Origin of the sequence: Synechococcus sp. 8F6 (assembly GCF_002252665.1) — a bacterium.
In the GTDB taxonomy this organism is placed as follows: Bacteria; Cyanobacteriota; Cyanobacteriia; order PCC-6307; family Cyanobiaceae; genus Cyanobium_A.
On sequence record NZ_NQKZ01000002.1, the window covers coordinates 1 to 26,117 of the forward strand.

Genomic DNA, 26,117 nt, shown 5'->3' on the forward strand with positions numbered 1-26,117 from the left:
GAGTTGCCAATTCAGCGATCAGGGTTCATAGTGGATGAATGGAGCTGCGCAATCAGCTTCCAAGCAGTCATCTCTTGACTGCTCCTGTTCACCCTCCAGAAAGGGACACAGGACCTCCTGAGTTACACCACTCGGAGGGGCGCTACCCGGGTACCAATGATCTGGTCCAACCCGCGCTATTTTAAAGGGGGACAGAAATCAGAAGCACTTGTTTCGCTGATCGATTTCCTACCCACGGTCGCCAATCTCTACGGAGCCACAGAAGACAGCATTACCAATTATGACCTCAGGGGCGTTGATTACTCACCAATCATCAAGCGTGCCTCAAGGAATTCCTCACTAGATCATGAGAAGCTCGACGTCCAGTCGTCGATTCTCTACACGTGGGACGACATCTATGCCGGACAGGACCCTCGCGGATCGATTCCTGAGGGCTCATGGGATCATGGATTGCTTCCAGGACCCAACCGCCTGCAGGCGGTGCGCACGAAAGACTTCAAATACGCACGCTATTACTCAGGAGACAAAAGCTATACACCCGAGAATTGGCAGGAAGAACTGTATGACCTCCGACCAAAAGGGGGTGACTACTACCCTAATGTAGACCCAATTACAGGTCAGCTCAACCCGTTCAAGGCAGCGCCACTCGAACTCCGCAGTCTTGACCCCAAAGCAGAAGCGCTCCGCGTCTTGCAAGGCGAAAAGCCCATAGCAACGAAGAAACAGAGGAAAGCATATATCGAAATGTCAAAACTACTCGACCAGCTTATCGATGACAAGCTTCAACCTCTTTTGCCTCAACCATCCAAAGCCCCCACTTTGTACCGCTATCGTGGAGGGTCATCGCAGGCATCCGCTTACAGCAAGGGGGATCCGATCGTACGCCTGATTCCCGCTGGAAATGGCACACAGGATCTAGAAGTTGCTTTCAATACACGCGCAGGCCAGACCTACAACGTTGTTTCCATTGATCAGGAGATCGTGAACGGGGCCGTGACAATCACGGACAACGCAACGCTGGTTCCGAGCATTATCGGTACCAATGGAACTGTGTACCAGTACATCCGAGGCCTCCCGTCAGATCTGGATCTCAGCAATTTTGCCGTGGAATGGATCGGCGGCTATGTGCCGATGGAGACCCTTGCATGAATGGCGCGAGTGAACTCAAGCGGTTCATTGAACACAAAAAAAAGGATCCAGCACTTGCCGCACAACTTGCCCAATTTGGCGTGGACCAATGGGGGGAGGCACATTTGCCTCTCGACATCGACATCCACAAGTTGATTGAGCTAGCCCGGCTTCACGGTTTTCACTTTGACGAGAGTGATGTGTTTAAGAGTCAATGCGAACACCTGCAATCGTTTTGGATGTTCGAGATGGAGAACTCATTTGTTGCTCGGCGCTACATGGCCCGCATCCAGCTACACATCGACAAAGGCAATACAAGATTGTCAGAGATAGACTACTATAATTAATAATTAATTGCTCAACTAAGCTTGACGTGAGGACGCGACTGACGACAAATTGCACCACCCTCCAGATGCGCATCAGCCCCCCGCAAAAATTTGTCGGCGGCGTGACGGCGAGCCGTTTCACCGCGTGCATTTGTATGGCCTACGGCCGACTGCGTCTAAATCACCAGCCTGAGCTCGAGCCCAAAAGCGTTGCTCAGGCTGGCGCGGCAGCCCTGGGCGTTCGAAAACCAGTTGCACTTGCCTCGACACCCAGCTAGGTGAGGAATCTCACCGCTAGACCCATCGCAATGGTGTCCAGGTCCTGAAACTCTTGCGGAGCAAAGCTCTCAACCTGTTGCGCTGTAGGGCTTTCCGATCGAACAGGGCTGATCTGATTGCAGTGGCGCATGACATGAGCCGAATGCTCAGCTGGATCTGAATGAGGGCTGTGAAGAGCTGAAGGCGGATCTACGCGCAACATGCTCCTGGCTCCGTGATCGAAGTGAGCTGGCTGGTGCGGCAGCGCAACTCCAGCTCAAGCACGCTGTTGATCAGAGTTATGGCTGGGGGAGGTGGCTTAGGAGTTCTCGAGACGCTTAACGATGAAAGCCATCAAACCAAGCGAACCGGCCAGGGCAACCAACAGGGCGATCGTCATTTACAGCTAAATATGAGCGGACTGCAATTCCCGCCTTTGCAAGCCCAGAAGATACTCCCACACAGAGGGCAAACACCCAGCAACCGACAGCCGCAGGACCCTGCGCCGGCAGGGCTCGAATCCGGCGCCGTGTCCAACACCTTCACCAATTCCCGGCAACAACCTCGGGGGCAAGGGATTCACATCAGCCCCCCATAGGCTGGACCCTGCTATGCCCTGTGCAGCTACCTTCGCCATGACCCTTAAGCTTAACGGCGGCGCCCGCAGCCGCGCCTCCATGCCCCGCTGGTATCTGGAGGAGAAGGGGATTGCCTACGACTGGATTCAGCTCGACATGGAGGCAGGCGAACACAAGGGAGACAACTTTTATGCCATCAACCCCTTCGCCAAGGTGCCAGCCCTGGTGGATGAAACCCTGCGCGCACCAGACGGCAAACCGCTGCAGCTGTTTGAAAGCGGCGCCATCCTCCTGCATCTAGCCGATCACTACGCCCACGAATTCACTGGCACGTCAGCTGAGGTGGCGGCCCAGCGAGCCCTGGCAAACCAATGGATCCTGTTTGCCAATGCCACCCTGGCAGTGGCGTTGTTTGTGCCTACCAACCGGGAGCGGGAATTCCCCCAGTTGCTGGGGGTGCTTATTGGGCTGCTGGCAGGCGGCCTCTCCCTACTGGCAGGGCCCTGGGGCGATCCAGCCTGGAGCGTTGCCGACTGCGCCGTAAATGCCTACCTGGCCTATCTGCCGATCTTCTTCCCCCAGATCGATCTAACGCCCTACCCCAACGTGCAAGCCACGATCGCAGCCACCCAGGACAGGCCGGCCTACCAACGCGGCATGGGTAGGGCTTGAACTCGCAACGAAGCTCTGCTGCAGCAAGCGTCATCTTTGAATGGCGGGACCAGCCGCTGCAGCTGCTTGGAGCCAAGGCGGCGTGGGACCCCCAGCGCCGGACCTTATTAGTGGCCGATTTGCATCTGGGCAAGGCGGAAACCTTCCAGGCCCACGGCATTCCCCTGCCCAGTGATGGCGACGGCGAGACCCTCAATGGTCTGCTGGAGTTGGCCCATCAGCTGGAGCCCCAGCAGGTGGTGGTGCTGGGAGACCTGATCCACAGCCGCCTGGGGCTCACCGGCGAACTTCGCGCCAAGCTGGCTGCCCTACCGGAGCTGCTGGGCTGCCAGCTGCGCCTAATCGGCGGCAACCACGAACAGGGCAGCTGGATCGAGGGGCTGCCGCAGGAGCCATCCCAAGCCCTAGGCCCCTGGTGGCTGAGCCACATTCCAGAGCCGCGGGCGGGCCTGCTCAACCTCTGCGGTCACCTGCATCCAGTGGCAGTGGTGGGCCGGGGTGCCGATCGGCTGCGGCTGCCTTGCTTCAGCTACTGCAAAACCAGTGAGCGCCTAGCCCTACCCGCCTACGGCCGCCTGACCGGAGGCCATCCCTGCTCCCCAGGGGAACGGATCTGGCTGGTGGCGGATGGCGCCGTTGTGGAGTGGACGCAAGCAGCCCCCAGCAACACCCCAACCGCCTGACCCCTCTGCCTGAACGCACCGCGGCGAGACGACCGCTGTGGCTTCGCAAGCGGTCGCTGGTGGTGGCCGTGCCAGTGGGATTTCTCAGCTTTCTGGTGGCGATCGCACCACCCCTGACGGGCCCCAGGGCCGGAGCACCGCTGCTCACCAGCGCCGACGGGGTGCCCTTCCGCTATCAGCCCGACGACAGCGTCTATGCCCTCGATTTCGATCCCCGAGAGGTGAAACTCCAACTGTTTGAAGGCTGGGACCGGGAACAGGAGGCCTTCGCCGACCGCCAGGCCCTGGCCTTCATCTCCGGGCCGATGTACGAGCGCCATGTCGATGAGAGGGGGCGGGAGATCACGGTGCCCCTGGGCGACATCAAGCTGGGCGATCGGATCTGGCGCGGCCGCAACCGCACCGCCGCCCGCCAACGGGCCTTTGTGGGGATCCGCCGCGATGGCGGCGTGGAGTTCGGCTACGGCGAACTCACGAGCGAGCGCGCCCAACGCTTCGACAGCTTCATCGGCGGGTTGCACAGCGTTTACAACGACCTGGAGCAGCCCCCAGCGGCCTACAAAGGCGCGTACAGCATCTCGATGGGGCAGCAGATCCGCTACTTCCTGCCCCGGATCCGCATGGTGATCGGCCTGCGCCCCGACGGCCGGTTGGAGGCGCTGATGAGCCGAGATGGCCTCACCCTGGAGCAAACCCGCTCCTTGGCACGTCAGTGCGGGCTGCGGGCGGCCTACCTGCCCGACCACGCCTCCAAAAGCCGCTTCATCATTCCGGGCCAGAAGGGCTTCAGCGCGGCCGATGCCAACTGGATCAGCGGTGGCGCCCCCAGCTTTGTGCACGTGCCCTACCTGCTGCGGCTGAGCCGGCGTGCCATACCCCTCCAGGGATCGCTGCTGGCCGGCCTGGCGGGGCGCACGGCGGCCGAGGGCTGCGGCAATCCCTTTCAATGCGGCCAAACCCTGGGCGGCCAGCTGGTGGACCGGGCCCTGGCCGGCTTCAACCGGCTGATGGAGCAAGGCGTGGAGCCCATTGCCCAGCTGATCTGGGCGCCCCTGGGGCCCAAGGATCCCCTGCGGGCGCGTGCCAAGGCGCCCCTGCGGGAGCCACCGATCAGCGCCGACCCCCTGGCCCTACGGCAACGCCAGGAGCAGGCGGGCGCCAGCCCGGTGATCACCGAGGTGGAGCTGGAAACCCTTGGCCTGCCCGCCGACCTGCCCCAGCCGCTGGTGCTGCCGGAAGGCGCAGCGCTCACGGATGGCGACGATCTCCTGAATGGGAGGGGGACCGCAAACCTGGATGTCCCTCAGCGCCAGCCCCAGCAGCAGTCCCAGCAGCAGGAGGCCCCAAGCGGTTCAGCCGCTGGTGCAACAAGCCGTGCAACAGACCCTGTTGTGGTGGGGGGACAGCTGCCCGGGGCGCCACCACCACCGCCTCTACCGCAACCCTGATCAGCCCGCCGCCGCCAGCGCCCGCACCACATCGCCACGGGTGAGCACACCCACGGGGTGCCGCTCGCCATCGAGCACAAACAGGCGTTGGGTGCTGCGCTCATGCAGCAGGCTCGCGGCAGCCGGCAGGGGCAGGTCGGCGCTGCAGGTGTGCACCTTGGCATTCATCACCTCGCCCACGGTGCTGCCAAGCACCTGATGCACCTCCTTGTCCCAGTTGAGCGGGTTGCGCAGGTAGATCACCGCATCGAGCAGCATCACGTAGGGCCCGGGCTGGAAACCGCTCTCGCGCACCATCAGGTCCTGCTCCGTGAGTTCACCCACGAGCACCCCCGCCCCATCCACCACCGGCAGGCCACCGATGTGGTGCTCGCTCATCAGCTGAACGGCCTCCTGGAGGGGGCTACCGGCGGTGACGCTCAGCACCGGGGCCGACATCACGGCGGAAACCAGCTGTTGCACCACGGGCCAGCACTCAAGACTGGAGCCATTCTGGGGCCGAGCCTGGCGAGCACCATGACGACACAAGGGATCGAGCCACGGAAACTGCGCCGCCTGGCCGATGGCCTCACCGTGGGCCGCGCCCTGCTGGGCCTGCCGCTGATCCTGGCTCTGGCGAGCAACCAGCTGGCCCTGGGCTGGTGGCTGCTGCTGCTGGGGGGGCTGAGCGACTGGGCCGACGGCGTGCTGGCCCGCCGCGCCGGTGGCGGCTCGACCTGGGGCGCCCGACTCGATCCCCTCACCGACAAAATCCTGATCGCCGCCCCCCTGCTCTGGATCGGGGCCGTGGGCCTGCTGCCCCTTTGGGCGATCTGGCTGCTGTTGGCCCGGGAGCTGCTGATTTCCGGCTGGCGCAGCGGAGCCACAGGCGGCGGCCCCGCCTCCCGGGGCGGCAAAGCCAAAACGATCCTGCAGTTTGGGAGTTTGCTGCTGCTGCTCTGGCCCTGGAGCGGCGCCGGCTGGGCCCAGCTGATGGGTTGGTGGCTGTTCTGGCCGTCGCTGCTGCTGGCGCTCAGCTCGGCCTGGGGCTACCTGCGCAAGGCCGATCAGCCATAAACATTGGGCACGAAAAACTGTTCATTCAGTGGTGGGCGTTGGTAATCGCCCACGCTCTTGCGCGGTGGCAGGTCGATCGCCTCGGGGGTCATGTCGACATAGGGAACCTTGCTGAGAATGTGGCGGATGCAATTGAGCCGGGCCCGCCGCTTGTCATCGGCCTCCACCGTGAACCAGGGAGCCTCTGGAATGTTGGAGCGGGCAAACATGTCGTCCTTGGCACGGGAAAACTCCACCCAGCGATCCCGAGATTCCAGATCCATCGGACTGAGCTTCCAGCGGCGCGCCGGATCCTTGAGCCTTGAGCGAAAGCGCACTTCCTGCTCCTCATCGCTCACCGAAAACCAATACTTCAGCAAGGTGATGCCGCTTCGCACGAGCATGCGTTCGAATTCCGGACAGGACTGCATGAATTCCTCCACCTGCTCCGGGCTACAGAAGCCCATCACCTTCTCCACCCCGGCGCGGTTGTACCAGGAGCGATCAAACAGCACCATCTCGCCGGCAGCGGGGAAATGTTCCACATAGCGCTGGAAATACCACTGGCTCTTCTGCTGGTCTGAAGGGGTGCCCAGGGCCACCACCTTGCATCCACGGGGATTCAGCGGCTCCGTCACGCGTTTGATCGTGCCGCCCTTGCCGGCGGCATCACGCCCCTCAAACAAGATGATCAGGCGGTATCCGGTGTGCTTGACCCAGTACTGCATCTTCACCAGCTCCACCTGCAATCGGGCCAGCTCGTTTTCGTAAATTTTGCGGTCCAGTTTCGGAGGTCGGCCCTCGGAGTGACTCGAAAAATCGTCCAAGATCGGCGACGGGTGGTAGCGATCGCTGCCGTTTCCAGCGGCATCTGCTGACAAAGTTTTCTTGTTGGTCGATTCAGCCCGTTCAACCTGTTTCTTGCCTTTCTTCTTTTTCATTTTCTTAGACAGCAGCTTCAACTTTGGCGACGGCATATCCAGAGCGTTGGAAGCGGCCTCCGAACCCATCTCAGAACTGGTGTCCGATGCCCTCTCGGTCTCGTTTTCACTGGCTATGGATCAACACATACTGCAAATCACCTATCGCCAAACTGAAGCTGCCAAAGCAGCGATCGCTACCTTCAGGAAAAACGCATACCTTTCTTCACAGGCCATGACCTGTTGTCCATGTCACGCCTGAGCCTTGGCTAAACCTCAAACCTGGATCAATCCCGAATCGGTGCTGGCGTGGTTGCAGCAGGGTCACCGCCGGTTTCTTGAGGGGCATTCCCTCCACCCCCACAGCACGCGGCAACGCATGCAGGCGGTGGTGGAGGGACAACATCCGCGGGCAGCGGTTCTGGGCTGTGCAGATTCGCGAGTCCCGGTGGAGCTGCTGTTCGACACCGGGTTCGGTGATCTCTTTGTTGTGCGCAATGCCGGCACGATGAGCACCACGGCGGCGATTGCCTCGCTGGAATACGCGGTGGGGCATCTGGGCGTGCCCTTAATTGTCGTGCTGGGTCACGAAGCCTGCGGCGCCGTATCGGCGGCTCTTCACCCTGAACTGCTCCTGACCCCGAGCCTGGCCCAGGTGGTGGGGCAACTGCGCATGGAGCTGTTGCAATACGGCGATCAGCTCTCACTGGAGGAATCCTGCCGGCGCCACACCTTGAGCGCCGCTGGAAATCTGGTGCACTCCAGCGTGCTGCTGACCGATCGCCTGCGGGCCGGTCAGCTCGCCGTGGTGGCCGGCTATTACGACCTCCACAGCTTCTCGATCGACTGGATGGGCAGGGTGGGCCGATTCGTTATCCGGAACCGTGCCCCGACCTCAGCCTTCGCCCAGCAACGCCGCATCAGCGCTGAAATCGGGGCTGGTGGGGATCTGCTGGGCGTAGTCGTGGGTGTAGCTGTCAGCCAGGGTGGTCTCCAGATCGAAGTCCGGCTCCCAGGCCAGTTCGCGCCGCACCCGGGTGATGTCGGTGAGGAAGTGGGCCAACCGCAGGGGGAAGGCCTTACGGGCTTTCTTATCCAGGCCTGCGGGATCGAAGCTGCGGATCTCCACCGTCGCCGGATCCTGGCCAGCCGCCCGCGCCGCCGCCTCCACCAGGCCGCGGAAGGTGACGCCCTGGCGACCCGTGCAGTTGTAGATGCGGTTGGCAGCGGCCTCCACCTCAATGCAGCGGGCCATGGCGCAGGCCAGATCGCTCACGTGGCCAAGCTGGGTGATGGTGCTGCCATCACCCGGCAGGGGCACCGGCCGGCCGTGCACGATCCGGTCAAAGAACCAGCTCTCCACCGGGTTGTAGTTGCCAGGCCCCACGATGTAGGTGGGCCGGAAGCTGGTGAAGGGAATCCCCTCGCTGCGCAGCCAGGCCTCGGTGTCGGCCTTGCCGGCGTGGCGGCTGGCCGGATCGGTGAGGCTGTCCTCATCCAGGGGCCACAGCTCGCTGTCGGCATACACACCGGCTGAGCTCACATACACAAACCGGTGGCTGGGGGCGCCGGTGCGCCCGATCACGTCGCGGGAGTCGTCGAGGGTGCGGCCGGAGCTGTCGACAATCACGTCGAAGCGGCGACCATCGAGCTGCTGCAGTCCATCCGGAGTGGTGCGGTCGCCGATCAAGTGCTCAACCCCGGCCGGCGCTGGCTTGTTGCCCCGGGTGAACAGGGTGAGGGCATGCCCCGCAGCCTGCAGGCGCTCCACCAGCGGTTTGCCCACGAAGCGTGTGCCGCCCATCACCAGGATGTCCATGCCGATGCCCGCCGGCGGGCCGTGAAACGCGGCGACATTCTGGGCTGCGTTCCGCTCTGGGGATCCTTCAGGCGCCGGCGCCGGTGCTTAGGCCCGTGCTCAGGCCCAGAAGCTGCAACAGCCAGGCCCAGAGCGGCACCGTCAGCAGCGCAGCCAAGGTGCTCCACAGCACAAGGGCGGCCGGCCGCCGGGTATCTACTGCGCTATCGGCACCGGCATCAGTCCCCACGGATTCCGCCAACAGCAGCACCGCCACGGCGGTGGGCGCCGCCGCCTGCAGCACCAGAGGAGCGAGCAGCAATGGCGGCAGCCGCAGCAGCACAGCCATCACCAGCACCGCCAGGGGAAACAGCACCAGCTTGATCGCCATGCTGACCAGCACCCCAAAGGGCAGGGGGCGGCCCAACACCGGAGCGATGCGCAACCCCAGCACCACCAGCGACAGCCAAACCACCGCCCGGGCAGGCCACCACAACCAGGCCGCCAGCACCCCATCCCAGGGAGACAGCTGCAGCAGGGCCGCCCCCAGCAACCCCTGGCTGGCAGGACTCCGCACCAGAGCGGTGAGGAGCGGTTGCAGAGCCAGACGGCGCTGGGCCATCAGCGAGGGACCGATGGTCCAGGTGAACAGGGTGCCGGCCAGGTCGTAGCTGATCGCGTAGCTCAGGGCCTGCGGGGGCAACAGGGCCAGCGCCGCAGGGATGCCGAAATAGGCCGTGTTGCCCACCACCGCCCCCAAACGCTCGGCTGGGCTGGAACACCAGCGCTGCACCGCCAGCAGGCCGCTGCCAACGGCGGCCAGCGTCAGCACGCCCATCTCCAGCACATCCCAGTGCAGGCCGCTGCGCAGCAGCAGCCCCATCAAGCTGAAGGGCACCCCCCAGCGCACCAGGGGCGGTGCCAGCACGCCGGCCAAATCGGGCCAACGCTGCGCCAGCAGCATCCCGAGCAGCAGAGCAGGCACCAGCTCGAGCAGAAACGCCAAGGCCAACCGCAACACCCGACGCAGCGCAGGCTCCAGGATGGCGCCATGCGTCTCAGTGCCGCCTACACCGCCCAAGTCGCCGTGCTGCCGCAAACCCGCGGCTACCGCCACTTCGCCCTGCTAGGGGAGCGGGGCAAGGGCAGCGAGCGGGCCGTGGAACTCGAGGCGGTGCTGGAGCGCCAATTTCGGCTGGTGGTACCCCTGAGAGAGCTGGGCGATCGACAGCTCTGGCAGCCTGGCTGGCAGCAGTTGCCGCCACCGCTCGCCATGCAGATCATTCCCGCCATCGACCTGCTCGACGGGCACTGCGTGCGGCTGCACCAGGGTGACTACGACCAGGTGACGCGCTTCAGCGACGATCCCGTCGCCCAGGCCCTGAGCTGGCAGAGCCAGGGGGCCCAGCGGCTGCACCTGGTCGATCTCGACGGTGCCAAAACCGGCCAACCCGTGAATGACGTGGCGGTGAAAGCGATCACCGCCGCCCTGGACATCCCGGTGCAACTCGGGGGCGGGGTTCGCAGCGCCGAACGGGCCGAGGAGCTCCTGGACTACGGACTGGATCGGGTGATCCTCGGCACCGTGGCGCTGGAGCAACCCGAGTTGGTGGAGGCCCTGGCGGCCCGCCACCCCGGCCGCATCGTGGTGGGCATCGACGCCAAGAATGGCAAGGTGGCCACCCGCGGCTGGATTGAGGAGAGCAGCACCAGCGCCAGCGCGCTGGCCCGCCGCTTCAGCGCCAGCCCCCTGGCCGCCCTGATCTGCACCGACATCGCCACCGATGGCACCCTGGCGGGGCCCAACCTGGATTTTCTGCGCGCCATGGCCGGGGCCAGCAGCGTGCCGGTGATCGCCTCCGGCGGCATCGGCAGCCTGGAGCACCTGCTCTCCCTGCTGGCCCTGGCGCCCCTGGGGGTGGAGGGGGTGATCGTGGGCCGCGCCCTCTACGACGGACGCGTCGATCTGGCCGAGGCCCTGCAAGCCATTGGCGACGGCCGCCTCCAGGACCCCATCGCCAGCACGGTGGCCTGATCCCGTAAGCGGATCGGGTGTGGGTTAGCTATAAAGCCATAACACTTCCTGAGGTGTGTCGCGTGAGCGTCGACGCCCTTTCCCCTACCCAACCCGCCGGTGTGGCTCCGCCCAGCACCAACCTGGGCTGCGCCACCAACGTGGATGAGGTGTACCAACGCTGTCGGGACTTGGGCATGCGGCTCAGCCGCCAGCGCCGCATGGTGCTCGATCTGCTCTGGGCCGAAAAAAGCCATCTCAGCGCCCGGGACATTTTCGAGAAGCTCAACAACCTGGGGCGCAACATCGGCCACACCTCGGTGTACCAAAACCTCGAAGCGCTGCAATCGGCCGGAGTGATCGAGTGCCTGGATCGGGCCAGCGGGCGGCTCTATGGCTACCGCAGCGACCCCCATAGCCACCTCACTTGCGTTGAATCGGGCGCCATTCAAGACCTCGATATCGAACTACCCCGGGAGCTGCTCGAGCAGATCGAGCGCCATACGGGCTTTGCCATCGAGAGCTACACCCTGCACCTCACCGGCCGCCCCCGGGCCCGCGCAAGCCGTCACCACCGCCCCCCCGCCTTCGACCATCCCTGATCGAGGGCTGGAGAAACCGGCCCAACATCGGTAGCGTTGGCCGAACCATCCGGCCCGACCTGTGAGTGCGCAGCTGCTGCTGTTTGCTGAACCGCTGTTGCGTGATGGGCTCAACCGGCTGCTGACGGATCAGGCCGGGAAATATCACGTTGCCGAAACGCCAGACCAACTCAAGGGTCTGCCCGCGTTGGTGATCTGGCAGGCCAGCAGCCAAGACATGAGGGGAGGCCTGGCCCAGGAGGTGCTGCGCCTGCAGGAGCGCTGGCAGCCGGCACCGCTGCTGTTGCTGCTGCCGGCAGGCCACGGCCTTCAGAGCGAGGCCCTGCTGCAACTGCCCGCGGCTGGACTGCTGGAATCGCCGAGTCCGCAGGAGCTGCTGGAGGCGATCCCCACCCTGCTGGCCGGCGGCCGGGTGCTGGCCGTAGCCGATGACACCCCAACGCCCACGCCAACGGCCACCCCGGCGCTGGGGCTGGGCCAATGGCTATTGATCAGTGGCCTGCAGCAGATCGATGCCGACATCCAGGCCATCGGGCGTCTGCTGACACCGCCCCCCACCAACCTGGTGCAACTGCTGGTGCTGCAGGGTCGCCTCCGGGAACTCTCGGCGGCCCGCCAACTGCTGCTGGTGCTCTGGGGCCCCGTGAGTGTGGCCTGGGGCCCTCTGGCCTCCAGCCTCAGCCCCACCCTGGCCGCAGCCAACGCCCCGGGTGGCGGCCCCGAACCCGTGCTGGCGATCACGCTGCAACAGCGCAGCGCCGATGGCATCTGGCATGCCATTCGCCAGCGGCTTGAGGCCGGCATCGACGCTGGCCTGAGCAACCAAACCGGCCAACTGCTGGCCATTGAGGGGCTCAGCGAGGAGCGGCGGCGGGATCTGCTGCGGGCCCTGCTCAGCCAGGTGGACAGCCTGCGCCAGCGCTTGCTGAGCGACCCCGCTCCTCAGCAAGCGCTGCAGGAGCGCTGGCAGCAGTGGCAGCCGGAACTGCGCCAGCAAGCCCTGCGCAGCCTGGTGAATCCCTACGTGCAACTGCCTCACGAGGGCAACCTCCAGCCCGTGGCCGAAACCCTGATCCGCTGCAGCAACCTCGCCGCAGGCGACCCAGAACTGCCCGATGCCCAACCGATGTTGGCAGCGCTGGTGCGGGCTCAGCCCCTGCTGGTGCAGGGTCGCTTGCTGGCGGCCGATGAGCCGCAGGCCGTGTTGCATCTGGAGCTGCTGCTGGCCAACTGGCTGGTGCGCAGCGCCGAATTGGTGAGCGCTGAGCTGCTGGCCAGCTGTGCCCACTGGCCTGAGCTGCGCCGCTACCTGCTCCAACCCGACCTGCTCGCCACCCGCAACCTGGAGCGGCTGCGCAACCAGCTCAACGCCCAGCAGCGCTGGAGCAGCTGGGTGGAGCGGCCGATCAGCCTCTACGAGAGCCGCCGCCGGCTCTACTGCCTGCGCGATGGCGCCATCCGCTACCAGGAGCTCACCGAACCCCGCGACGCCGAATTGCGCCAGCTCGGCTGGCTGCAGCAACTGGTGACCCTGGCGCTGGAAACCCGAGATGCGCTAGCTCCCCAGGTGCAGAGCCTGGTGCGCGGCCTGGGCGATCTGGTGGTGGTGGTGCTCACCCGGGTGCTGGGCCGGGCCATCGGCCTGGTGGGCCGGGGCATCGCCCAGGGAATGGGCCGCAGCCTGGGCCGTGGCTGAACGCCACAATGGCCCCATTCAAGCCAGCGGATCGGGATGACGGGCACGGCGACAACCACCAAGAGCGTCCTGGGGGCCCTGCTCACCTCCGCCCTGGGGATGCTGCTGGCGTCGGGCCTCTGGGGCCTGTGGAGCCCGCCGGCCCAGGCCTCGCTCACCAATAACACCTACGACGGCAACATCTACGCCCTCTACGCCGGCAACGGCTCCCTGGTGCCGCCCCGCAGCAGCCTCGCCCAGGCCCTGTCCGACCACCGCACCACCGTGGTCGTCTACTACCTCGATGACGACGCCGCCAGCAAACAGTTTTCGGCGGTGGTGTCGGAGCTGCAGCGGGTGTGGCTCAACAGCGTCGAGCTGATCCCCCTGGTCACCGACCCCCTGCAGAACCGCGCTGACGCCGGCCCCACCGACCCAGCCCACTACTGGTCGGGCTCGATCCCCCAGGTGGTGGTGTTCAACCCCGAGGGCCATGTGATCTTCGATCAACAGGGCGCCGTGGACGTCGATGCGATCAACACCGCCGTCAGCCAGGCCACCGGCATCCCCCTGCCGGAAGGGGGCACCAGCAGCACCACCGAGAGCTTCAACGAACTCAATTCGGAGGTGGTGAGCCGCTGATGAGCCGCCTGGAAACCGACAGCATGGGCGCCATCGAGGTGCCCGATCAGCATTACTGGGGCGCCCAGACCCAGCGCTCGATCCACTACTTCCCCTTCGGCCAGGCCATGCCCCTGGCGCTGGTGCACGCCTTCGGCCAGCTCAAGGCGGCCTGCGCCGAGGTGAACCAGGCGAAGGGCAAGCTCAGCCCAGAGCTGGCCGCCCTGATCGTGGCGGCAGCTGACGAGGTCGCCGCCGGGGCGCTCGATGGAGAGTTCCCGCTGAAGGTGTGGCAGACGGGCTCCGGCACCCAAACCAACATGAACGTCAACGAGGTGATCGCCAACCGGGCAATCGAAGCCTCCGGTGGCGTGCTGGGCAGCAAGAGCCCGGTTCACCCCAACGACCACGTCAACCTCAGCCAGTCGAGCAACGACACCTTTCCAGCCGCCCTGCACGTGGCGGTGGCGATCGAGCTGGAGCGCCGCCTGATTCCGGCGGTGGAAGCGCTGCGCAGCGCCCTGGCGGCCAAGGCCGAGGCCTATGCGGAGATCATCAAGATCGGCCGCACCCACCTGCAGGATGCGGTGCCCCTCAGCCTGGGTCAGGAGTTCGGCGGCTACGTGGCCCAGCTGGAGTTGGGGCTCGAAAGCCTGCGCGCCAGCCTGCCCCAGGTGCGCCAGCTGGCCATCGGCGGCACAGCCGTGGGCACCGGCCTCAACGCCCCTGCCGGTTTCGGCGAAGCGGTGGCGGCGCGGCTGGCCGAGCGCCTTGGGCTGCCTTTCAGCTCAGCGCCCAACAAGTTTCAGGCGCTGGCGGGCCATGAGCCCCTGGCCTCCGCCCACGGCGCCCTCACGGTGCTGGCCGGCAGCCTGATGAAAATCGCCAACGACATCCGCTGGCTGGCCAGCGGGCCCCGCTGCGGCCTCGGCGAGCTGGTGATTCCGGAAAACGAACCCGGCAGCTCGATTATGCCGGGCAAGGTGAATCCCACCCAGGCCGAAAGCCTGACCATGGTGGCCGTGCAGGTGATGGGCAACAACACCGCCGTGCAACTCGCCGCCAGCCAGGGCAACTTCGAGCTGAACGTGTTCAAACCGCTGATCGCCCACAACGTGCTCGAGAGCATCACCCTGCTGGCGGGGGCCTGCAGCAGCTTCCGCGAGCACTGCGTCGAGGGGCTCAAGGCCAACGAAAGCCGCATCGAAACCTTGCTCGACCAGAGCCTGATGCTGGTCACGGCCCTCACCCCCGCCATCGGCTACGACCGGGCCTGCGCCATTGCCAAGCACGCCCACAACCACCAGCTCAGCCTCAAGGAAGCCGCCCTGGTGCTCGGCGAGATCAGCGCCGAAGAGTTCGATCGCTGGGTGCAACCCAACCAGATGGTGTGAGGGGCTGAGGCTCAGATGGTCGCATCGCCTACCGAAGCCGGGGCCAGTGAGCTGGTGGGATAGGGCCCATGGCCCAACTCTCCCAACCGCTGCTGGAGCGCGATGCGCTGGCCAGCCTCAACACGCTCCGCGATGGCCCAGCCATCCTGCGGCTGGTCAGTCACCTGCTCACGATCGTGTTGGGCGGGCTGGGCTGGGCTCACCAGAGCTGGCCCCTAGCTCTGCGCCTGCTGGGGCTGCTGCTGTGCGGCATCGGCCTGGCCACCTGCTTTGCGCCGTTGCATGAGTGCGGCCACCGCACCGCCTTTCGCAGCCGGCGGCTGAACGACACCGTGGCCTGGCTCGCGGGGCTGCTGAGCTTCTACAACGCCACCCACTACCGGCGTTACCACCAGTGGCACCATCGCTACACCCACCAACCCGGGCTCGATCCAGAACTCGACGATCCGGCGCCCACCGATGCCTGGGCCTATCTGCAGGAGGTGAGCGGCTGGACCTGGTGGTCCGGCAAGCTGGTCGGCTATCGCCGGTTGCTGTGGGGCGACCTCAGCGCTCTGAGCTACCTCAGTCCTGAGGCGATTCCGCAGGTGCGCCGCTCGGTGCGGCTGCAATTCGCGGTGTACGGCGCTCTGGCCCTGGCCTCCCTGGTGGGGGGCAACGGATTTCTGCTGTGGTTCTGGCTGCTACCCCTGGCGGTGGGGCAACCCTTCCTGCGGGTCCTGCTGCTGGCGGAGCACAGCGGCTGCAGCTTCAGCCGTGACGGCACCGAGAACACCCGCACCACCCTCACCAACCCGGCCGTGCGCTGGTTGATGTGGAACATGCCGTTCCACGCCGAGCACCACCTCTACCCCTCCCTGCCCTTCCACGCCCTGCCGGCCGCCCATCTCCCGATCGCGCCCCATCTTCGCCATTGCGATCGGGGCTACCTGGCGGTGCACCGCCGGCTGCTGCGCAACCTGCCGGCCCTGCGTCTGCCGGCATGAGCGCCACCGCCGTTGCCCAGCGGGCCCAGCACTGCCTCGGCGATTGGCGCCTGGCCTGCGGCCGCACCATCCCCGGCGCCCAGGTCAGCTATCTGCAGATCGGCGAACCCAACGCCGATCGCTCCAACCTGATCCTGGTGCCCACCTCCTATGGCGCCCGACCCGAGGATCTGGCCTGGCTGGTGGGGCCGGTGCTCGATCCCGAGCGCTGGTGCGTCGTGATCGCCGGCATGTTCGGCAACGGCGCCTCCAGCAGCCCCAGCCACGGCGCCATGGGCCTGGCGGAGCAGGGCTGGGTGGTGAGCCACCGCGACAATGTCGCCGCCCAACGTCAGCTGCTGAGCGAGGTGTTCGGCGTCGAACGGCTCCCCCTGATCTATGGCTGGTCGATGGGGGCCCAACAGGCCTACCAGTGGGCCGTGGACCATCCCGAGCAGGTGGAGCGGATCTGCTGCGTCTGCGGCACAGCCCGCACCTCGCCCCACAACCGCCTGTTCTGCTTGAGCCTGCGCCAGGCCCTCACCGCTGATGGCCACTGGAACGGCGGGGGCTTCGACGCACCGCCGGATCAAGGACTGCGCACCTATGCCCTGATCTACGCCAGTTGGGCCGCCAGCCAGCCCTTCTTCCGCAGCATCCCCGAGCCGATGGAGGAGCACGTGGAACGCCAGTGGCTGCCCCACTACCAGCGCCACGACCCCCGCGATCTGATCGCCATGCTCGACACCTGGCTCGCCCACGACGTGGCCGCCGGAGGTGATCTGGCGGAAGCCCTGGGCCGGATCCAGGCCCGCACCGCCGTGGTGGCCGGCAGCCACGACCTCTACTTCCCGGTCGACGATCTGGCCGCCGACGCCGACGCCATCCCCGGTGCTGCGCTGCACCTGATCCGCTCACAGCTCGGCCACCGCGCCGGCAACCCCCACAGCAGTCCGGCGGAGCAACAGAGCCTGCACCGCATCGTTGCCACCCTCCTCCAGCAAGCGTCCCATGTCTGATCTCGCCCAGCAGGTGCAGGAGCTCAACCTCAAGTTTCTGCTGATCTCCTTCGCCGACCTGTTCGGCATCCAGCGGGCCAAGCTTGTGCCCGCCTCAGCGGTGGCCGGCATGGCCCGGGACGGGGCCGGCTTCGCTGGCTTTGCCGCCTGGCTGGATCTCTCACCCGCCGATGGCGATGTGATGGCGATCCCGGCGGCCGCCAGCCTCACGCCCCTGCCATGGCAGCCGGAGGTGGGCTGGGTGGCGGCCGAGCTGCAGCTCAACGGCGCGCCGATGGAGCAGTGCCCCCGCCGGCTGCTGCGCCGCCAGCTGGAGCGGGCCGCCGCCGTGGGCTTCGAGCTGCGCAGCGGCGTGGAGGCGGAGTTCTTCCTGCTCGATCCCTCTGGTGAGCAGATCGCCGATGGGGCCGACAGCCAGGAGAAACCCTGCTACGACCAACTGGCCCTGATGCGCCGCTACCCGCTGATCGGCCCCCTGCTGGAGGCGATGGAGGCGCTGGGCTGGGGCCCCTACCAGGCCGACCACGAAGATGCCAACGGCCAGTTTGAGGTCAACTGGACTTTTGCTGACGCCCTCACCACCGCCGATCGCCATGCCTTCTTCAAGGTGATGGTGAAAGCGATGGCCGAGCAGCAGGGGCTGCGGGCCAGCTTCATGCCCAAACCCTTCGCCGAGCTCACCGGCAACGGCTGCCACACCCACCTCTCGCTCTGGGGCACGGCCGGCAGCCCCAACGCCAACCAGAACCTCTTCCACGATCCCAGCGGTCCCCTGGGCGTTTCCACCCTGGCCTACCACTTTCTCGCCGGCCTGCTGGCCCACGCGCCGGCCCTCAGCTGCCTCACCAACCCCACGGTGAACAGCTACCGCCGGCTGGCCGCGCCACCGACCAGCTCCGGCGCCACATGGAGTCCGGGCGGCATCAGCTACAGCGGCAACAACCGCACCCACATGGTGCGCATCCCCGACGACCAGCGCCTCGAATTGCGCCTGCCCGACGGCGCCGCCCATCCCTACCTGCTGCAGGCGGCCGTGCTGGCGGCCGGCCTCGATGGCATCGAGCGCCAACTCGATCCGGGCCCCCGCCACGACAACGACAACTACGCCGAGCCACTCCCCACCGGCACCGCCGGACGACTCCCCGCCAGCCTCGGGGATGCCCTCGATGCCTTTGCCGCCGACACCGTGCTGCGCCAGGCCCTGGGCGAGGCGTTCTGCCAGGCCTACGAGCGTCTGCGGCGGCGCCAGTGGGATCAGCACCGCTCCGAAGTGACCCCCTGGGAGCGGCGCACCGGTCTCGACGGCTAGGGAACCAAGCTCAGAGCAGGTTGGCCGCCAGCTCAGCCAGTTCGCTTCGCTCACCCCGCAGCAGGGTCACGTGGCCGGCCAGGGCCTGGCCTTTGAAGCGCTCCACCAGCCAGGTGAGGCCGTTGCTCTCGGCATCCACGTAGGGATTGTCGATCTGGTAGGGATCGCCGGTGAGCACGATCTTGGTGCCTTCGCCCACCCGGGTCACGATCGTTTTCACTTCGTGGGGCGTGAGGTTCTGGGCCTCATCCACCACCATGAACTGGCGGGGAATCGAGCGGCCGCGGATGTAGCTGATCGCCTCCACCTCAAGCAGACCCATGCCTTTGAGGTCGGTCCAGTTGCTGCGCGGCCCGCGGTGGCTGCCGCCCCGGCCACCCGCTCCAGCGCCACCGCCACCGGCTGTCCGCCCGGCACCGCGCCCCTCGTCCTCGCCGCTGCCGCCCAGCAAAAAGTCGAGGTTGTCGAGGATCGGCTGCATCCAGGGCCCCATCTTCTCCTCGAGATCCCCCGGCAGAAAACCGATCTCCTTGCCCAGGGAGATCACCGGCCTGGTCACCAGCAAGCGCTCATAGAGCCGCTCATCGGCCACCTGGTGCAGGCCCGCCGCCAGGGCCAGCAGGGTCTTGCCCGTGCCGGCCTTGCCCACCAGGGTGATCAGCTGAATCTCGGGATCCAGCAGCAGATCCAGGGCAAAGGTCTGCTCCCGGTTGCGGGGCTGGATGCGGCCGAGCTTGGCCTTGGGCGCCCGCTGCAACGGCTGCAGGGTGCCGGTGGCTGCATTGAAGCGAGCCAGCAGGGTGTGGGCCGGTTGGGCCTGGTCGATCAGGGTCACCCCCTCATTGGCCTGCAGGGAGGTCTCCACCGCCAGCCCGTTCACCTCCAGGCCCGGCGGCAGCTTGAGCCGGTCCATCTGCTCGGCACTCACCCACAACTCACACAGGCCGGGGTAAAGGTCGCCGATGTCAACCCGATCGCTGGTGTAGTCCTGGGCGATCAGGCCCACCGCATCGGCCTTGATGCGCAGGTTGGTGTCCTTCGTCACGAGGATCACCGGCGGCTGACTGCCCATCACCGCCTGCAGCCGCTGCTCCTCGAGGGCCACCGCCAGGATGTTGTTGTCGCCGTTGCCGGCCTTGAGCTCCGGCGGCAACTGGCTGAGGGTTTCACTGCGGCAGAACACCACCTTGAGGGTGCCGCCCTGGTCACCGTTGGGCACCCCATCGGCCAGGTTGCCCTGGGCCCGCAGCCCATCCAGCAGGCGCGACACCTGGCGGGCGTTGCGTCCCTTCTCGGCCGGATCCCGCTTGAAGCGATCGATCTCCTCCACCACCTCGATCGGAATCAAGATGTTGTTGTCTTCAAACCGGGTTAGCGCAGCCGGATCGTGCAAGAGCACATTGGTGTCGAGCACGAAGGTCTTGCGCATGCCGGGCACCGAAATCGCGACGGTTTGAAGCTGACGGTTTGAAGCTAAGACCGCAGGCCCACTTACGCTCCGGCGATTCTTGCCCGGTCGCAATTGGCTTCTTCGCTTGTCGCCCTCGCCCTGCTGAAGCTCGTGCTGGTGCTGGCCCTGCTGTTGGGCCTCACCCTGGTGTGGCTGGAGCTGCGCCACCGGCTGCGGCCCGCGTCGCCGCTGCAGCTGCGGGCCGATGGCTTCCAGGTGGAGCGCACCCCCGCGGGGTTGGAGGTGACCGGCACGATCACGATCAGCAACCCCCATCGCCGCATGGAGGTGATGGTGCCGGAGATCACGCTGCGGCCCACCCTGCTGGGCCGGGGCGACCTGGCGGGCGTCACGGTGAGCAGTCGGATCGAGGCGCTCCATCCGGATGAGGAGTCACGCCCGGATGGCTACTGGGCCGCCTACATCGTCAAGGGGCGCAAGAGCACCAGCGCCCGCATCCACATCAGCCTCAGCGGAGCGCCGGGCCAGCCCCTCGAGCAGCTGCTCGACACCCTCTGGCTGGACATCCTCTGGATCAATTACGGCCCCTTCGGCCGGCTCGAGCGCCGTGACGGCGTGCTCGTGCCGCTGCAAATGCCCACCCCCCTGGCCGCCGCAAATGCCCGCTGGCGCGACGGCGACCGCTGTCGCGTGCTGCCGTTGGGCACCCACCTGCTGGGGGTGCTGGATGATCCGGAAGCTGTGCTGCGCCGCTACGCCGGCGGCTTGATCCAGCCGGGCGACGTGCTGACCATCGGCGAAACCCCGCTGGCGGTGATCCAGGGCCGCTATCACCACCCTTCCACCGTGCAGCCCAGCGGCCTGGCCCGGCTGCTCTGCCGGGTGTTCCACCCGACCAGCTCCCTGGCCACCGCCTGCGGCCTGCAGAGCCTGATCGATGTGGTGGGGCCGGCCCGGGTGCTGGGGGCCTGGCTGGTGGGTCTGGCGCTGAAGCTGGTGGGGAGCAAGGGCTGGTTTTACCGACTGGCCGGCGAGCAAGCCCGCCTGATCGACGACATCACGGGCACCACCCCGCCCTACGACCAGACGATTGTGCTGGGCCCCGACCAGCCCGCTGCCTTCTGCGCCGCCATGGCTCGCTCCCTCGGTGTGGCGGTGGCGGTGGTGGATGTCAACGACCTGGGCCGGGTCAAGGTGCTGGCCTCGAGCCCGGGCTGCGATGAGGCCTTGCTGGAGCGGGCCCTGCGCCCCAACCCGGCAGGCAACGCCAACGAGCGCACCCCCCTGGTGCTGGTGCGGCCGGCCTGAGCGGCCGCGGGGTGGAGCGCACATCGGGCGCCGCCGATACAGTTGGGTGATCGGATCAGCCTCGGCGCCCGTTCAGCCCCGGCATCTTCGCCACGCCCCATGCTCGGGATATTGCAGCCCCCCTCTGCCCAGCCGGCACCACCAGGGCGGCCCGAACCCGACAGCTGGCGGCTCGAGCCACTCGCCGGCTGGCACTTGCCCCTGCTCAGCGACCCCGCCTTCCTGCCGCTGCAGCCGCTACTGCAGCGCGCCTTGCTGCTGGGGCTGCCGGAGCGCCTGCTGCAATCCCTGCTGGCCCGTCCATCCTTGGCGCCCCAGGTGCTGGTTGCCCTCAACGGCCAAACACCCCTGGGCCTGATCGTGTGCCGCCGGCTGAACCGCAGCGGCAGCTGCTGGCAGATGCAGCACCTGCGTCTGGCCCCCGCCGCCGCCCGCCAGGAGCTGGCCGCCACCCTGCTACGGGCCGCGATTCAGCGGGCCAAGGGCGCCGCCAGCTGGATTGCCGCGGCCTCCACCCTCGACGACACCCGCCTGGCGATGCTGCGCGAGCAGGGCTTCCAGCCCCTGCGCACGGATCGCCTCTGGTGCTGGCAGCAGCCCGCGAGCGCATCCGCAGCGCCCCCCCTGCCAGCGCCTGCCGACCTGCAGCTCACCGCCCTGAACCGCCGCTCGGCGCCGCTGCTGTGGCACCTGGAGCAGGCGGTCTGCCCGGCCCGGTTGCGGCACCTGCTGGATCGGGGCGTCGACGACCTGCTCGACCAGAGCCACGGCCGGGGCTGGATGTGGGTGGATCCCAATCGCGAGCAAGCGGTGGCGGCCGTGCGCTGGATCGGCGACCATCCCGGCGGCGGCCACGACGTGGAACTGAGTGTCCATCCCGGCTGGACGCATCTGGTGGGCCCCGCCACCGAGCTGTTGCTGCAGCGGGCACAGAGCGAGCTGGGGGCTGGTGAACCCCTGTGGCTGCGCTGCGATCTGCGCGACGAGGCCCTACAGCTCTGGATGGCGGGCCTCGGCGCCCAGGAGCGCGGTGAGCGGGTGCTGATGGCGCGCAGCGTCTGGCGGCGCCAGGGCCTGCAGGCACCCGCCCGGGCCGCCCAGCGCCTGGAGGCGATCCTCGGCCAGTGGCAACCCCGCCGCCGTCCACTTCCCACACCCACCCCTCTCACACCCACCCTTCCCCGTGCGTGACGCTGCCCAGCGGGCCCGCCGCCAGCCTCCCCAGCCCCGCTCGACCCTGGCCCTGGATGTGGGCCGCCGGCGCATCGGCCTGGCCGGCTGTGACCCCCTGGGGCTGACGGTCACGCCCCTGCCGGCCCTGGCCCGGGGGCGCTTTGCCACGGATCTGGAGCACCTGAGGGCGCTGGTGCGCCAGCGGCGCGTCAGCGCCTTGGTGGTGGGCCTGCCCCTCGATGAGGCCGGCCAACCGACCGCCCAGGCTCAGCATTGCCAGCGGTATGGCGATCAGCTGGCCCGAGCGCTCCAGCTGCCCCTGGCCTGGGTCAACGAGCACACCAGCAGCTGGGCCGCCGCCGAGCGCCATGGCCTGCACGGCGACCGCAGCGGCGCCCTCGACAGCGCTGCGGCAGCGCTGCTGCTGGAGCAGTGGCTGCAGGAGGGGCCAGAACCGGTGCAGCCGGCGACCATCGGCGGCGGCGAGATGGCCGGCGTTGCACCATCCTGAGAAGACACGCGCCCCCTGCATGAGCCCCGAAGCCCCCTCCCAGCCCCCCTCGGAGAGTTCCGCCGATGTGCCAACGGTGCTCGTGCACGACAGCCGCGGCCGCCAGCTGCTCTGCTTCCTCGAGCAGCTGATCCCCCTCGACGGCCACGACTATGTGCTGCTCACCCCGGTGGACACCCCGGTCTGCCTGTTCCGCCTGGACGACGACGAAGACCCGGAACTGATCGACACGATCGATGCCACCGAGCCGATCCTGTCTGTCGCCGATGTGGTGCTCCAGGAGCACGACCTTACCCTGGTGCGTTCTGCCGTCACCCTCACGGTGAGCGGTGAACTGGACGAACCCGAGGAGCTCGACGACGACGAGGACGCTGATGACGACTCGGAGACCTACGAACTGCTGGTGAGCTTCCTGGCGGACGAACGGGAGTACGGGCTCTACATCCCCCTCGATCCCTTCTTTGTGGTCGCCCGGATGGACGGCAACGGTGCCGTGCTGGTGGAAGGCGAGGAGTTTGAGCGGGTCCAGCCCCGGATCGAGGCTGAGCTGGAGGAGCGGGAGGGCGACGACTGATGCTGCGTCAGTTGCTGCGCCCCAACTGGCTGCGGGAATGCACCTTGGCCGAGCTGCCCCTGCAGGAGCTGCTGGACCAACCGATCCGGGCCCTGGTGCTCGATGTCGACCGCACCCTGCTGCCCCGCCGCCAGGCAGAGCTGCCCGACAGCGCCCTGCGCTGGCTGCGGCTGGCGCGGCAGCACATGCCGATCCACCTGTTCAGCAACAACCCCTCCCGCAAACGGATTGGAGCCGTCGCGGCCCAGCTCGACCTCCCCTACACCATCTCTGCGGGAAAACCACGACGCAGCGCCCTGCGCAAGGTGCTGGCCGAGCTGCAGCTGCCCCACCAGGAAGTGGCCCTGATCGGTGATCGCCTCTTCACCGATGTGATTGCTGGCAACCGGCTCGGGCTGTTCACCGTGCTGGTGAAGCCGATCGATCCGCTCGGCCAGCCCTGCCAGCGGGATCGGCTGCAGAAGCTGGAGCTGCGCCTGGCCCGTTGGGTCGGCACGACCCTGGGCTGATGGCACACGAGCAAAGCGCCATGCGCCGGGTAATCAAGGTGGGCACCAGCCTGCTGCGGGGCAGCGGTGATCGCCCCACCGCGGCGGTGATCGCTGATCTGGCGGCCAGTCTGAGCCGTCAGCAGCGCCGTGGCGACGCGATTGCCCTGGTCACCAGCGGTGCCGTGGGCCTGGGCTGCGTCGCCCTGGAGATGGACCAGAGACCCAGTGAGGTGGTGGCCCTGCAGGCCGCCGCCGCCGTAGGCCAGGGGCGGCTGATGGCTCTGTATCAAGACGCGTTCGCGGTGCGGGGCCTGGCCGTGGCCCAGGTGCTGCTCACCCGCGGCGATCTGGCCTCCCGGCGTCGCTACCAGAACGCCTGCCGCACCCTCGAGCAGCTGCTGGACTGGGGGGTGGTGCCGGTGGTCAACGAAAACGACACCCTGGCCACCGATGAGCTGCGCTTCGGCGACAACGACACCCTGTCGGCCCTGGTGGCGGTGGCGATCGGCGCCGACGAGCTGGTGCTGCTCACCGATGTGGATCGGCTCTATTCCGGCGATCCCCGCACCGATGCCGAGGCGCGGCCGATCGAGGAGGTGCGCAACCTGGCGGAGCTGGACAGCCTGCACAACGTGGCCACCGGTGGCGGCCAGTGGGGCACCGGTGGCATGACCACCAAACTGGCTGCCGCCCGCATCGCCACCTCCAGCGGCATCCGCGTGCGGCTGGCCGACGGCCGCGACCCCGCCGTCCTCGATGCCCTCCTGGCTGGCGAGCGGGTCGGCACCGTGTTCCAGCCGAGCCCCACCCCCCTGCCCGACCGCAAGGGCTGGCTCGCCCATGCCCTGCTGCCCAAGGGAAGCCTGCACCTCGATGCGGGCGCCGAACAGGCCCTGACCCGCCAGGGGGCCTCCCTGCTGGCCGTGGGGGTGAAGGCTGTGGAGGGCGACTTTGGCCGCCGCGAGGCCGTGCGGCTGCTGGCCAGCGATGGCCGGGAGCTGGGCCGGGGGCTGGCCACCCTCAGCAGCACGGAGCTGCGGGAGCTGATGGGGCGCGCCGGCGTGGAGGTGGTGCACCGCGACCAACTCGTGCTCACCAGCTCCTAGGCCCGGCCTACGATCCGGCCTGGACGGCTCCCTTGGAATGCGCTTCAGCGACCTGCTCAGCCATCTGAGCGACGTGACTGATGCCAGCCCGCGCCACCTGGCCGGCGACCCCGAGATCCGCGGTGCCGCCGCCCTCGACCAGGCCGGGAGCGGCCAATTGAGTTTCCTCGAACCGGGGAATGCCCTGGCGGCGGCCTTGCAGGCCAGTGGCGCCAGTGCGGTCCTGATTCCGGTCCGGGGCGAGGAGGCCGAGGCTCTCCAACAGGAGGCCAGGGATCGCGGCCTGGCCTGGGTCGCCCTGGCCGATCCCAGGCTGGCCTTTGCCGAAGCCCTCGAGGCGCTCTACCCCCGCAGCCGCCCGGCCTCCGGCATTCACCCCAGCGCTGTGGTTGATCCTAGCGCCGTCGTGGGGATGGGCACCCATGTGGGAGCCCAGGTGGTGATCGGCGCCAACGTGCAGATCGGCGCCAGCTGCATCCTTCACCCCCGGGTGGTGCTCTACGACGATGTGCAGGTTGGCGAGGGCTGCGAGCTCCACGCCGGGGCTGTGCTGCAGCCCGGCACGCGCCTGGGCCGCGGCTGCGTGGTGCACTCCAACGCCGTCATCGGCAGCGAGGGCTTCGGCTTTGTGCCCACCGCCAACGGCTGGCGCAAGATGCCCCAGACCGGCCAGGTGATCCTCGAAGACGGCGTGGAGGTGGGTTGCGGCAGCACGGTGGATCGCCCCTCGGTGGGTGAAACCCGCATCGGCGCCGGCACCAAAATCGACAACCTGGTGCACATCGGCCACGGCGTGATCACCGGCCAGGGCTGCGCCCTGGCGGCCCAGGTGGGAATCGCCGGTGGCGCTCGCCTGGGCAACGGCGTGATCCTGGCGGGCCAGGTGGGGCTGGCCAACAAGGCGGTGATGGGCGACCGCTCAATCGCCTCCTCCAAATCCGGCGTGCATGGCGAGGTGGCCGCCGGCGAAGTGGTGAGCGGCTATCCGGCCATCCCCAATCGCCTCTGGCTGCGCTGCTCGGCCGCCTTCAACAAGCTGCCCGAGCTGGCCAAGAGTTTGCGCCAACTGGAGAAACGCGTGCAGAGCTGAGCCCGCCA

27 protein-coding genes and 2 pseudogenes are annotated in these 26,117 nt (G+C 67.2%); 24 read left to right on the plus strand and 5 right to left on the minus strand.

Annotated elements, in window-relative coordinates:
* The first annotated feature begins 156 nt into the window (after positions 1-156).
* The 5 genes from CJZ78_RS13625 (at position 157) to CJZ78_RS02025 (ending at position 5,093) form a co-directional block, all read left to right on the plus strand.
* Entirely contained in the window at positions 157-1,149 is a 993-nt protein-coding gene (locus CJZ78_RS13625; RefSeq protein WP_143592824.1) for a hypothetical protein, read from the plus strand.
* Entirely contained in the window at positions 1,146-1,475 is a 330-nt protein-coding gene (locus CJZ78_RS02010) for a Nif11-like leader peptide family natural product precursor (RefSeq protein ID WP_158217018.1), read from the plus strand. The genes CJZ78_RS13625 and CJZ78_RS02010 overlap by 4 nt, the downstream gene beginning before the upstream one ends.
* Before the next feature lie 872 nt (positions 1,476-2,347).
* Entirely contained in the window at positions 2,348-2,962 is a 615-nt protein-coding gene (locus CJZ78_RS02015) for a glutathione S-transferase family protein (protein ID WP_094559246.1), read from the plus strand.
* Positions 2,959-3,645: a ligase-associated DNA damage response endonuclease PdeM gene (gene pdeM / locus CJZ78_RS02020; RefSeq protein ID WP_094559247.1), complete on the plus strand. Its 687-nt coding sequence runs from the start codon at positions 2,959-2,961 to the stop codon at positions 3,643-3,645. The genes CJZ78_RS02015 and pdeM overlap by 4 nt, the downstream gene beginning before the upstream one ends.
* Before the next feature lie 59 nt (positions 3,646-3,704).
* Positions 3,705-5,093: a hypothetical protein gene (locus CJZ78_RS02025; RefSeq protein WP_198953813.1), complete on the plus strand. Its 1,389-nt coding sequence runs from the start codon at positions 3,705-3,707 to the stop codon at positions 5,091-5,093.
* Here CJZ78_RS02025 and CJZ78_RS02030 read toward each other — a convergent pair whose 3' ends face one another.
* Positions 5,094-5,531: a CBS domain-containing protein gene (locus CJZ78_RS02030; protein ID WP_094559441.1), complete on the minus strand. Its 438-nt coding sequence runs from the start codon at positions 5,529-5,531 to the stop codon at positions 5,094-5,096. It lies immediately after the preceding gene.
* 78 nt (positions 5,532-5,609) lie between these two features.
* Between CJZ78_RS02030 and CJZ78_RS02035 the strand changes: the two genes are divergently transcribed.
* A complete protein-coding gene (locus tag CJZ78_RS02035) occupies positions 5,610-6,149 on the plus strand; it encodes a CDP-alcohol phosphatidyltransferase family protein (protein WP_094559248.1) in 540 nt (179 codons plus the stop codon).
* Here CJZ78_RS02035 and ppk2 read toward each other — a convergent pair.
* A complete protein-coding gene (ppk2, locus tag CJZ78_RS02040; RefSeq protein ID WP_369802006.1) occupies positions 6,140-7,105 on the minus strand; it encodes a polyphosphate kinase 2 in 966 nt (321 codons plus the stop codon). The genes CJZ78_RS02035 and ppk2 overlap by 10 nt on opposite strands.
* On the opposite strand from ppk2, the gene CJZ78_RS13630 reads away from it, so the two are divergent.
* Both CJZ78_RS13630 and CJZ78_RS02045 read left to right on the plus strand, forming a co-directional pair.
* On the plus strand, positions 7,050-7,310 hold the full coding sequence (locus CJZ78_RS13630; protein ID WP_143592826.1) for a hypothetical protein: 261 nt from the start codon (positions 7,050-7,052) through the stop codon (positions 7,308-7,310). The genes ppk2 and CJZ78_RS13630 overlap by 56 nt on opposite strands.
* A gap of 117 nt (positions 7,311-7,427) precedes the next feature.
* Positions 7,428-7,871: pseudogene (locus tag CJZ78_RS02045) on the plus strand (carbonic anhydrase); the annotation flags it as partial.
* A 72-nt stretch (positions 7,872-7,943) separates the two neighbouring features.
* On the opposite strand, the gene CJZ78_RS02050 reads toward CJZ78_RS02045, so the two are convergent.
* Positions 7,944-8,867, minus strand: a complete 924-nt coding sequence (locus tag CJZ78_RS02050) for an NAD-dependent epimerase/dehydratase family protein (protein ID WP_094559250.1) — start codon at positions 8,865-8,867, stop codon at positions 7,944-7,946.
* A gap of 67 nt (positions 8,868-8,934) precedes the next feature.
* A complete protein-coding gene (locus tag CJZ78_RS02055; RefSeq protein ID WP_233128410.1) occupies positions 8,935-9,852 on the minus strand; it encodes an AEC family transporter in 918 nt (305 codons plus the stop codon).
* A gap of 45 nt (positions 9,853-9,897) precedes the next feature.
* Between CJZ78_RS02055 and CJZ78_RS14325 the strand changes: the two are divergent.
* From CJZ78_RS14325 to glnT, 9 genes and pseudogenes are all read left to right on the plus strand, one after another.
* Positions 9,898-10,086 (plus strand): annotated as a pseudogene (locus tag CJZ78_RS14325) (TIGR02450 family Trp-rich protein); the annotation flags it as partial.
* A 33-nt stretch (positions 10,087-10,119) separates the two neighbouring features.
* Positions 10,120-10,881 (plus strand): 1-(5-phosphoribosyl)-5-[(5-phosphoribosylamino)methylideneamino]imidazole-4-carboxamide isomerase, encoded by a 762-nt coding sequence (gene hisA, locus CJZ78_RS02060; protein ID WP_233128443.1) that lies wholly within the window; start codon positions 10,120-10,122, stop codon positions 10,879-10,881.
* 176 nt (positions 10,882-11,057) lie between these two features.
* The gene (locus tag CJZ78_RS02065) at positions 11,058-11,462 is read left to right on the plus strand and encodes a transcriptional repressor (protein ID WP_094559443.1); all 405 of its coding nucleotides are present in this window, start codon (positions 11,058-11,060) and stop codon (positions 11,460-11,462) included.
* A 61-nt stretch (positions 11,463-11,523) separates the two neighbouring features.
* Entirely contained in the window at positions 11,524-13,158 is a 1,635-nt protein-coding gene (locus CJZ78_RS02070) for a DUF3685 domain-containing protein (protein WP_094559252.1), read from the plus strand.
* A gap of 36 nt (positions 13,159-13,194) precedes the next feature.
* The gene (locus CJZ78_RS02075; RefSeq protein ID WP_198953814.1) at positions 13,195-13,779 is read left to right on the plus strand and encodes a thylakoid membrane photosystem I accumulation factor; all 585 of its coding nucleotides are present in this window, start codon (positions 13,195-13,197) and stop codon (positions 13,777-13,779) included.
* Positions 13,779-15,152, plus strand: a complete 1,374-nt coding sequence (fumC, locus tag CJZ78_RS02080) for a class II fumarate hydratase (protein WP_094559253.1) — start codon at positions 13,779-13,781, stop codon at positions 15,150-15,152. The genes CJZ78_RS02075 and fumC overlap by 1 nt, the downstream gene beginning before the upstream one ends.
* A 68-nt stretch (positions 15,153-15,220) precedes the next feature.
* Entirely contained in the window at positions 15,221-16,138 is a 918-nt protein-coding gene (locus tag CJZ78_RS02085; protein WP_094559254.1) for a fatty acid desaturase, read from the plus strand.
* The gene (locus CJZ78_RS02090; protein ID WP_094559255.1) at positions 16,135-17,136 is read left to right on the plus strand and encodes an alpha/beta fold hydrolase; all 1,002 of its coding nucleotides are present in this window, start codon (positions 16,135-16,137) and stop codon (positions 17,134-17,136) included. Before CJZ78_RS02085 ends, CJZ78_RS02090 begins: the two co-directional genes overlap by 4 nt.
* A complete protein-coding gene (gene glnT, locus CJZ78_RS02095; protein WP_198953815.1) occupies positions 17,129-18,445 on the plus strand; it encodes a type III glutamate--ammonia ligase in 1,317 nt (438 codons plus the stop codon). The genes CJZ78_RS02090 and glnT overlap by 8 nt, the downstream gene beginning before the upstream one ends.
* A gap of 10 nt (positions 18,446-18,455) precedes the next feature.
* Here the strand turns inward: glnT and CJZ78_RS02100 are convergent, their stop codons facing one another.
* On the minus strand, positions 18,456-19,874 hold the full coding sequence (locus tag CJZ78_RS02100) for a PhoH family protein (protein ID WP_094559256.1): 1,419 nt from the start codon (positions 19,872-19,874) through the stop codon (positions 18,456-18,458).
* Between the two features lie 93 nt (positions 19,875-19,967).
* Between CJZ78_RS02100 and CJZ78_RS02105 the strand changes: the two genes are divergently transcribed.
* The 7 genes from CJZ78_RS02105 (at position 19,968) to lpxD (ending at position 26,109) form a co-directional block, all read left to right on the plus strand.
* A complete protein-coding gene (locus CJZ78_RS02105) occupies positions 19,968-21,164 on the plus strand; it encodes a F420-0:Gamma-glutamyl ligase (protein ID WP_233128411.1) in 1,197 nt (398 codons plus the stop codon).
* A 111-nt stretch (positions 21,165-21,275) separates the two neighbouring features.
* Positions 21,276-22,355 (plus strand): GNAT family N-acetyltransferase, encoded by a 1,080-nt coding sequence (locus tag CJZ78_RS02110; RefSeq protein WP_094559257.1) that lies wholly within the window; start codon positions 21,276-21,278, stop codon positions 22,353-22,355.
* Positions 22,348-22,848, plus strand: coding sequence for a Holliday junction resolvase RuvX (gene ruvX, locus CJZ78_RS02115; RefSeq protein WP_094559258.1), 501 nt, complete (start codon positions 22,348-22,350; stop codon positions 22,846-22,848). Before CJZ78_RS02110 ends, ruvX begins: the two co-directional genes overlap by 8 nt.
* A gap of 19 nt (positions 22,849-22,867) precedes the next feature.
* Complete coding sequence (locus CJZ78_RS02120; RefSeq protein WP_094559259.1) at positions 22,868-23,422, plus strand: DUF3727 domain-containing protein; 555 nt, start codon at positions 22,868-22,870, stop codon at positions 23,420-23,422.
* Complete coding sequence (locus tag CJZ78_RS02125; protein ID WP_094559260.1) at positions 23,422-23,931, plus strand: YqeG family HAD IIIA-type phosphatase; 510 nt, start codon at positions 23,422-23,424, stop codon at positions 23,929-23,931. The genes CJZ78_RS02120 and CJZ78_RS02125 overlap by 1 nt, the downstream gene beginning before the upstream one ends.
* A complete protein-coding gene (gene proB / locus CJZ78_RS02130) occupies positions 23,931-25,019 on the plus strand; it encodes a glutamate 5-kinase (protein ID WP_233128412.1) in 1,089 nt (362 codons plus the stop codon). Before CJZ78_RS02125 ends, proB begins: the two co-directional genes overlap by 1 nt.
* Positions 25,020-25,056: 37 nt before the next feature.
* Positions 25,057-26,109, plus strand: coding sequence for a UDP-3-O-(3-hydroxymyristoyl)glucosamine N-acyltransferase (lpxD, locus tag CJZ78_RS02135; protein WP_094559262.1), 1,053 nt, complete (start codon positions 25,057-25,059; stop codon positions 26,107-26,109).
* Positions 26,110-26,117 lie beyond the last annotated feature (8 nt).